At 77.6% G+C, this 7565-nt stretch carries 8 protein-coding genes; 3 read left to right on the plus strand and 5 right to left on the minus strand.

What is annotated here, in order from left to right; all coding sequences use genetic code 11:
* Window positions 1-92: 92 nt before the first annotated feature.
* From CHC04_RS14980 to CHC04_RS14995, 5 genes are all read right to left on the minus strand, one after another.
* On the minus strand, window positions 93-593 hold the full coding sequence (locus CHC04_RS14980; protein WP_245817243.1) for a GNAT family N-acetyltransferase: 501 nt from the start codon (window positions 591-593) through the stop codon (window positions 93-95).
* 14 nt (window positions 594-607) lie between these two features.
* Window positions 608-1051 (minus strand): hypothetical protein, encoded by a 444-nt coding sequence (locus CHC04_RS14985; protein WP_089404732.1) that lies wholly within the window; start codon window positions 1049-1051, stop codon window positions 608-610.
* A gap of 29 nt (window positions 1052-1080) precedes the next feature.
* Window positions 1081-1314: a heavy-metal-associated domain-containing protein gene (locus CHC04_RS14990; RefSeq protein ID WP_089404733.1), complete on the minus strand. Its 234-nt coding sequence runs from the start codon at window positions 1312-1314 to the stop codon at window positions 1081-1083.
* 95 nt (window positions 1315-1409) lie between these two features.
* On the minus strand, window positions 1410-1544 hold the full coding sequence (locus CHC04_RS25360; RefSeq protein WP_281252245.1) for a hypothetical protein: 135 nt from the start codon (window positions 1542-1544) through the stop codon (window positions 1410-1412).
* 125 nt (window positions 1545-1669) lie between these two features.
* A complete protein-coding gene (locus CHC04_RS14995) occupies window positions 1670-3199 on the minus strand; it encodes an MFS transporter (RefSeq protein WP_089404734.1) in 1530 nt (509 codons plus the stop codon).
* Window positions 3200-3346: 147 nt separating this feature from the next.
* Between CHC04_RS14995 and CHC04_RS15000 the strand changes: the two genes are divergently transcribed.
* From CHC04_RS15000 to CHC04_RS15010, 3 genes are all read left to right on the plus strand, one after another.
* Window positions 3347-6070: a helix-turn-helix transcriptional regulator gene (locus CHC04_RS15000; RefSeq protein WP_089404735.1), complete on the plus strand. Its 2724-nt coding sequence runs from the start codon at window positions 3347-3349 to the stop codon at window positions 6068-6070.
* Between the two features lie 71 nt (window positions 6071-6141).
* Window positions 6142-6558, plus strand: a complete 417-nt coding sequence (locus tag CHC04_RS15005; RefSeq protein ID WP_089404736.1) for a hypothetical protein — start codon at window positions 6142-6144, stop codon at window positions 6556-6558.
* Window positions 6559-6602: 44 nt separating this feature from the next.
* The coding region (locus tag CHC04_RS15010) for an AAA family ATPase (protein ID WP_176450023.1) at window positions 6603-7565 on the plus strand (963 nt) is incomplete at its 3' end.

Below are 7565 nucleotides of genomic sequence, written 5' to 3' on the forward strand. Positions count from 1 at the left end.
GTCTCCTGGGGGGACGGGATCGGGCTCGGGTCCGATCGTTCGGCGCGGCCGGCGCCCTCGGACCGGGAGGATCGCCGGGTTCGGCGGGCGGTTCAGCCGACGGCGGTGTACGCGGCGGGTGTCCAGGCGGCGACGACCTTCGGCCGGAGGGTGGCGCCCAGGCGGCGGTAGAACCGCTGGGCGTCGACGTTGTCGGCCTCCACGCCCCAGCGGACGAGCAGCTGCTCGGGCGCGGCCAGGGCGGCGAGGGCGGCCATCAGCCGCCGGCCGACGCCGGCGTCGCGGTGCCCGGGGCGCACGTAGAGGTCGTCGAGGTCGAGCACGTCACCGCCGGTCCACAGGTGCAGCCGGCGGACGGCGGAGACGTAGCCGACGGCGACGCCGTCGCACTCGGCCACGAGCACGACGACGTCCGGGCGCCCGAGCAACTGCTGCCACTGCTCGTCGGTGACCTGGACGTGCTCGGACTGGTGCTCGTGGGCGGCGATCTCGCGGACCAGCGCGGCGACGGTCGCGGCGTCGGCGGGGGCCGCGCGGCGGATCGGGGTGGCAGGAGGGGTCATGGCGGGAGGGGTCATGGCGGGAGGGGTCATCGCGGGCTCCGGTGTCAGCAGGAGGCGTACTCGGCGGGGCGCAGCAGCATGGCCGCGGCCATCGCCGGGAGCATGAGCACGTGGCCCCACAGCAGGAGGGCGCCCTCGCCGATGAGCCCGAGCGCCAGCGGCACGAACAGCACCAGGAACGGCAGGTACATCGCCGCGCCCATCTCGGCGATGGGTCGCCAGCGGTGCCCGCGGACCCGCATCCACGCGGACATCGCGACGGTCATGTCGGTGGCCATGACCAGCGCGCCGGTGTAGGGGTTGGACATCAGCCACGGGGCGCCGACGGCGTCGAGGGCGAGGGTCCACACCGGGTGCAGGGCCACCATGCCGACGGCCATGGCCACGACCATCTCGAGGAAGTGGCGGGTGAACCTCCGGGCGCTGAGGCGGTGCGGGACGTGCGCGGGTGCGGTCGGCGTGTCCCGGGTGGGCGTCGGGGTGGACACGGCGGGCCTCCAGGAGGGGTGGGTGGGGGTCACGGGAGGAGGGCGTAGCCGGCCTCGTCGACGGCGGCGGCGATGTCGGCGCGGTCGACGGGGTGTTCGGCGGTGACGGTGACGGTGCCGCTGGCCAGGTCGACCGTGACCGACCCGACGCCGTCGACGGCGGCGATCTCCTCGGTGACGGCGCGGCGGCAGTGGTCGCACGTCATGCCGGTGACGGTGAAGGTGGTCGAGCCGACGAAGGTGCGCGGCGTGCTGGACAGCATGGGGACTCCTCGGGGTGCGGGGTGGTGGGTCGGGGGACGAGCGTCGGTGCGGAGGCGGGGCCCTCTCACCGGGGAATCCGCCGGGATCTGCACGGTCAGGGGCAGCACCGGCGGGGACGGCGGCGCCAGGGCCGGGAGGGCCGCAGGCACCGGGTGCGGCGGGCCCGGTCGGCGTCGCGGATCAGCTCCTGCGCGCGGGACCGGGCGAGGTACTCGTGGGCGAAGGGCACGGGAGGCTCCTCGGTGGGGGTGGTCGGGCGGACGGGAAGGACCCTGCGGGTCGGGGGCGGCGCTCACACCGGGGAGATCGCCGGGATCGCCGGTCCCGGCAGGACCGGCGATCCCGGCCCACGGCTCAGTGGCCGTGGGGGCCGTGGCCGTGGGCGCCGTGGCCGTGGGCGCCGTGGCCGTGGGCGCCCGCTCCGGCTCCCGGCCGGCCGGCGGGCACGGCGAGCAGGGTGAGCAGGAACAGGCCGGCGAGGACGACGGCGGTGGCGACGAAGGCGCGGCCGTAGCCGTCGACGAGCCCGGCGCGGGTGGCGAGGTCGCCGGCGATCGCGGTGAGCCCGGCGACGCCGAGCGCGGCGCCGATCTCGTGGCCGGTCATCATCAGCCCGGACGCCAGCCCGGACCGGTCGGCGGGGACGTCGCTCATCGCGGCGACGGCGATGGCCACGAACATCGGGCCCACGCCGGCGCCGACGAGCAGGAAGCCGGGCAGGACGTCGGCGGCGTAGGAGGTGCCTCCGGCGCTCGTGGCCAGCAGCAGCACGCCGGCGGCCATGACGACCAGACCCCCGAGGATCAGCGTGCGGGCCCCGAGGTGGCCGATGGCCTTCGACGCCGCGGCGGCGGCCAGGGTGATCGCGCCGGCCAGCGGCAGGAACTGCAGCCCGGCGACGACCGGCGAGGACCCCACGACGGCCTGCAGGTACAGCGAGCTGAGGAAGATCGCGCCGACCACGGCACCGGTCACGCCGGCCATCACCGCCGAGGCGGAGACCAGCGACCGGATCCGCCAGGTGGCCGGTGGCACGAGCGGGTCGGCGGCGCGCCGCTCGAGCCGGGCGAACGTCGTCAGCAGGACCGCGGCAGCGGCCAGGGCGATCCACGTCCGGGCCGAGGTCCAGCCGGCCGATCGGGTGGCCTCGATGCCGAAGACGAGGGCCAGCAGGCCGGTCACCAGGGTCAGTGCGCCGGGTGCGTCCAGCCGTCGCAGGGCGGCCGGCCGCCTCTCGCCACGGGCGACGGCGCGCAGGGTGCCGAGGACCACGACCACGCCGATCGGCACGTTGATGAAGAACACGGCCCGCCAGCCCAGGGCGCTGGTCAGCGCGCCGCCGAAGAGCACACCGGCGGCGATGCCCAGGCTGCCGACGGTGCCCCAGACGGCGAGCGCGGTCTGCCGCTGCCGGCCGGCGTAGGCGGTCATGACGATCGACAGCGCGGCCGGGGTCAGGAGCGCGGCGCCGGCGCCCTGCGCCGCCCGGGCCAGGACCAGCGTGAGCGGGGTCTGGGCCAGGCCGCTGACCAGCGAGGCGGCGGTGAACAGGCCGACGCCGGCCAGGAACGCGCGGCGCCGGTCGAGCAGGTCGGCGATCCGCCCGCCGAGGAGCAGCAGCCCCCCGGACAGCAGCACGTAGGCGCTGATCGCCCACTGGTAGTCCGCAGCGGACAGCCGCAGGTCCTCGCTGATCGAGGGCAGCGCGACGTTCACCACGGAGACGTCGAGGATGACCATGAACTGTGCGGCGATCATCAGGCCGAAGACGGTCCACGGCCGCCGCGGCTCGTCGACGGCGGGCGGGGTCGGGTGGGGGGAGGGGTGCGCGTGGGCGTGCCCGTGGGCGTGCGCTGCCGGTTCGGCGGCGGAGTGGATCGACACGGTCGTCTCCTCGGTGGCAGGTCTCGGTGCGCCTGTCACCGTCGCCGTCGGCGGGGCCGGGTCTCGCCGGCGAATTCGCCGGGATGGGGAGCCGGTCGTGCGCCGGGAAACGACTCGGTCCCGTCCGGACCGGTCTAGGGTCTCGCCGTGTTGTCCGGCCGGGACCGCGAGCGCGAGGCCGTCGCGGCGTTGGTGGACGAGGCGTGGGCCGGGCGGGGCGGGGCCCTGGTGGTGCTCGGGCAGCCGGGTGTGGGCAAGTCCGCGCTGCTGACCGACGCGGTCGCGCGGGCCGACGGCATGACGGTGCTGCGCACCTCGGGTGTGGAGTCGGAGTCCCCGCTGGCGTTCGCCGCGCTGCAGCGGCTGCTGCGCCCGGTCGTGGACGAGCGCGTGCCGCACCTGCCGCAGCCGCAGGCCCGGGCGCTGCGTGCGGCGTTCGGCGAGGTCGACGACGGCCCCGGCGACCGCTTCCTCGTCTTCCTGGCGGCGTTGAGCGTGCTCGCCGACGCCGGACAGCACCGCCCGGTGCTCGCCGTCGTCGACGACGCCCACTGGCTCGACGACGCCTCGGCCGCGGCGCTGCTGTTCGTGGCCCGCCGGCTGCAGGTCGAGCGGGTCGCCCTCGTGTTCGCCGCCCGCGACGCCGACGTGCGCACGTTCGACAGCGGCGACCTGCCCCGCCTCTGGCTCGGTGGCATCGGCGCCGACGCGGCCGGTGAGCTGCTCGGCACCCGCGCCGGGGTGTCGGTCCCGGCGGACGTGCGCGACGCGCTGCTCGCGAGCACCGGGGGCAACCCGCTGGCGCTCGTGGAGCTCGCGGAGGCCCTGACGCCGGAGCAGCTCTCCGGCCGGGCGCGGTTGCCCGCCCGGCTCCCGGTGACCGAGGGCGTGGAGCGCGCCTTCCTCGACCGCTACCGGCGGCTGCCCGAGCAGGCCCGGACGGTGCTGCTGGTGGCAGCCGCCGACGACTCCGGCCGGGCGCGGGTGGTGCAGCGGGCGGCCGCCTCCCTGGGGGCGGGCGAGGACGCGCTGGTCGCCGCCGAGCGCTCCGGCCTCCTCCGCACCGGCGACGCCGCCGTCGACCTCCGGCACCCGCTGGTGCGCTCGGCCGTCTACGGCGCCGTCACCAGCACCGAGCGCCGCCGGGCCCACCGGGCCCTCGCCGCCGTCCTGACCGGTCCCGAGGAGGCCGACCGGCGCGCGTGGCACCTCGCGGCCTCCACCGAGGAGCCGGACGAGGCCGTCGTCGCCGAGCTCGACGCGGCCGCCGAGCGGGCCCGGGCGCGCGGCGGTCTGGAGGCGGCCGCGGCCGCGTGGGAACGCGCCGCCGAGCTCTCCCCGGCGGGGGACGCCCAGGCCGGGCGGCTCTACGCCGCGGCCCGCTCCGCCTGGCTGGCGGCCCAGCCGGACCGGGCCCGGGCGCTGGTCGACGCCGCCGCGGCCCAGGCCCGGGACCCGCTGCTGCGCGCCGACGTCCTGCGGCTGCGGGCCCGCATCGAGTGGAACACCGGGTCGCTGCACACCGGGCAGCGGATGGTGCTCGAGGCCGCCGCGGAGGTCGCCCCCCACGACCACCAGCGGGCGCGGGAGATGGCCATGTTCGCCGTGGCGCTCGCCGCGTTCGGGGCCCGGTCCGGCAGCGCCGTCGACCCGACCGCGCTGGTCCCCGCGCCGGTACCCGGCGCGCCGCTGCGCGCCCGCTGCTTCTCCGATCTGCTGCACGGCCTCGACGCCGCCGTGCGCGGTGACTGGCGGACGGCGACGGGTCCGCTCGCCGAGGCGTTCGCCCTCGCCGGGCACCTGGCCGAGGAGGACCAGGACCTGCTGCCCAACCTCGGCATCGCGGCGGTCTACCTGGGCGACGACGCGCTGATCCGGCGGTACCACGAGCAGCTGCTGACCCGGGCCCGGAGCACCGGCGCCGTGCTGATGGCCCTCTACTCCCTGGCCCGGCTCGGGTTCGCCGAGCTGACCAGCGGGCGGTGGACCACCGCCCGCGCCGCGGCCGCCGAGGCGCTGGCGCTGGCCGGGCAGTCCGGGCACCGCGGGCTGGCCGCCCTGCCGACGGCCTGGCTGGCGCTGCTGGCCGCGCTGCGCGGCGACGAGACCGTCGACCAGCACCTCGCCGACGCCGAGCAGATCTGCGCCGAGCACCCGCTCGGCATCCTGGCCGAGGTGGTGCCCGACGTCCTGCGCTGGGCCCGCGGCCTGCGCGACGCCGCCGACCCCGCCGGCGCGCTGCACCAGCTGGAGCAGATCCGCCACCCGATCACCCGCCGGCTGGCCGCCGGCGACCGCATCGAGGCCGCCGTGCGGGCCGGGCGACCGGAGCTGGCCCGCGCCTGGGTGGCGGAGGTGGCCGCCTTCGCCGAGGCGACCGACTCGGTCTGGGCGCGGGCCGTGGCCGAGCACGGCCTGGGGCTGCTCGGGGACGGAGCGGAGGCCGAGCGCCACTTCGAGCGGGCCCTCGCCGCGCACGCCACGACCGAGCGCCCACCCGACCGGGCCCGCACCCAGCTCGCCTACGGCGCCTTCCTGCGCCGCTCCCGGCGCCGGGTCGACGCGCGTCCCCACCTGCGCGCCGCCCTGGAGACGTTCGAGGACCTCGGTGCCCGGCGGTGGGCCGACCGCGCCCGGCAGGAGCTGCGGGCCTCGGGGGAGACGACCCGCCGCCGCGACGTCTCCACCGTGGTGGACCTCACCCCGCAGGAGGTGCAGGTGGCCCGGCTGGTGCGGCAGGGGTTGTCCAACCGGGACGCCGCAGCGCAGCTGTACGTCAGCCCCCGCACCGTCGACTTCCACCTGCGCAACGTCTTCGCCAAGCTCGGCGTGAGCAGCCGCACCGAGCTGGCCGCCCACCCGCTCGACTGACTCCCGTGCGACGGGTCCGGCCCGGCGATCTCGCCGGTGCGACCGCCGGCGGGGATCCCCAGCATGGGGGAGTGCGGAGCAGCTCGTGGACGCCGGTCGGGCCGGCGGTCACCCCCTCCGCCGTCCTGACGCTGGTCGGGGTGCGGCTGCGGCTGAGGGCCGGTGCGGATGCCGGCCCGGTCGTCTCCTGGGCCGACCGCCTCCGTGCGGAGCTCGACCGCACGCCCGACCTGACCGGCTACGCCCTGCGGTTCACCGGCGGCAGCCTGTGGGTGGTGTCGGCCTGGAGCCGTCGGACGTCCCTCGCCGCCTTCGAGCGCGGCGCGCTGCACACCGCTGCCCAGCGGGAGCTCCGTCCGCTGCTGCGCCCCCCGGTGGTCGTCGTCTGGCGGGCCGCTCCCGCTGATCCGCCTCCGTCGTGGGAGGAGGTCCGCCGCCGGCTCTGCGCCGCGGGGGAGCGGACCCGCACCCGCCTGGGGAACCGGTGAACGGCCCGGTCCGCCCGCTCGACGGATCGGTACCGTCGAGGCCCGTGCTGGCCGGACGGGACCCCGAACGCGCGGCGATCGCCGCCCTGCTCGACGGTGCGCGCACCGGGACCGGTGGCGCGCTGGTGGTCCGTGGCGTGGCCGGGGCCGGCAAGTCGACGCTGCTGGCCGACGCCGTCGCCTCCGCCTCCGGCATGACGGTGCTGCGCACCTCGGGCGTGGAGTCGGAGTCCCCGCTGGCCTTCGCCGCGCTCCAGCGGCTGCTGTGGCCGCTGCGCTCCTCCCTCCCCGCGCTGCCCGCGCCCCAGCGCGCGGCGCTGGGTGCCGCGCTCGGCGAGTCCGCCGGTGAGGGCGACCGGTTCCTCGTGTTCCTGGGCACGCTGAGCCTGCTGGCCGACGCCGCCGAGGAGGCGCCGGTGCTGGCCGTCGTCGACGACGCGCACTGGCTCGACGACGCCTCGGCCGCGGCCCTGCTGTTCGTCGCGCGCCGGCTGCAGGTGGAGCGGGTCGCGGTGCTGTTCGCCGCCCGCGACGGCGACACCCGCCGCTTCGACGCGCCCGACCTGCCCACGGTCGTCCTCGGCGGCGTGGCCGGGGCGGACGCCGACGCGGTGCTGGCCGCTCGGTCCGGTGCTGCGGTGGACCCGGGCGTGCGCGACCGGCTGGTGACCGCCACCGGGGGGAACCCGCTGGCGCTGGGCGAGCTCGCCGACGCCCTCACCGCCGACCAGCTGGCCGGGCGGGCGCCGTTGCCCGCGCAGCTGCCGCTGACCGGCGGAGTGGAGCGGGCGTTCCTCGACCGGTTCCGGCGGCTCGGCGAGCCGGCACAGCGGTTCCTGCTGGTCGCCGCGGCCGACGACACCGGCCGGCCGGCCGTGGTCCGCCACGCCGCGGAGCGTCTCGGTGCCGGCGACGACGCCCTGGACGAGGCCGAGCGCGCCGGGCTGCTGCGCGTCGAGGAGGGCGTCGTGTCCCTGTACCACCCGCTCGTGCGCTCGGCGGTCTAC

The sequence above is a fragment of the Geodermatophilus saharensis genome, assembly GCF_900188205.1.
GTDB classification, from domain to species: domain Bacteria; phylum Actinomycetota; class Actinomycetes; order Mycobacteriales; family Geodermatophilaceae; genus Geodermatophilus; species Geodermatophilus saharensis.

Excerpts from the sequence above, each read along its gene's own strand:
- CHC04_RS14980 (WP_245817243.1), bottom strand. The coding sequence starts at position 593 with ATGACCCCTCCCGCCATGACCCCTCCCGCCATGACCCCTCCTGCCACC.
- CHC04_RS14990 (WP_089404733.1), bottom strand. The coding sequence starts at position 1,314 with ATGCTGTCCAGCACGCCGCGCACCTTCGTCGGCTCGACCACCTTCACC.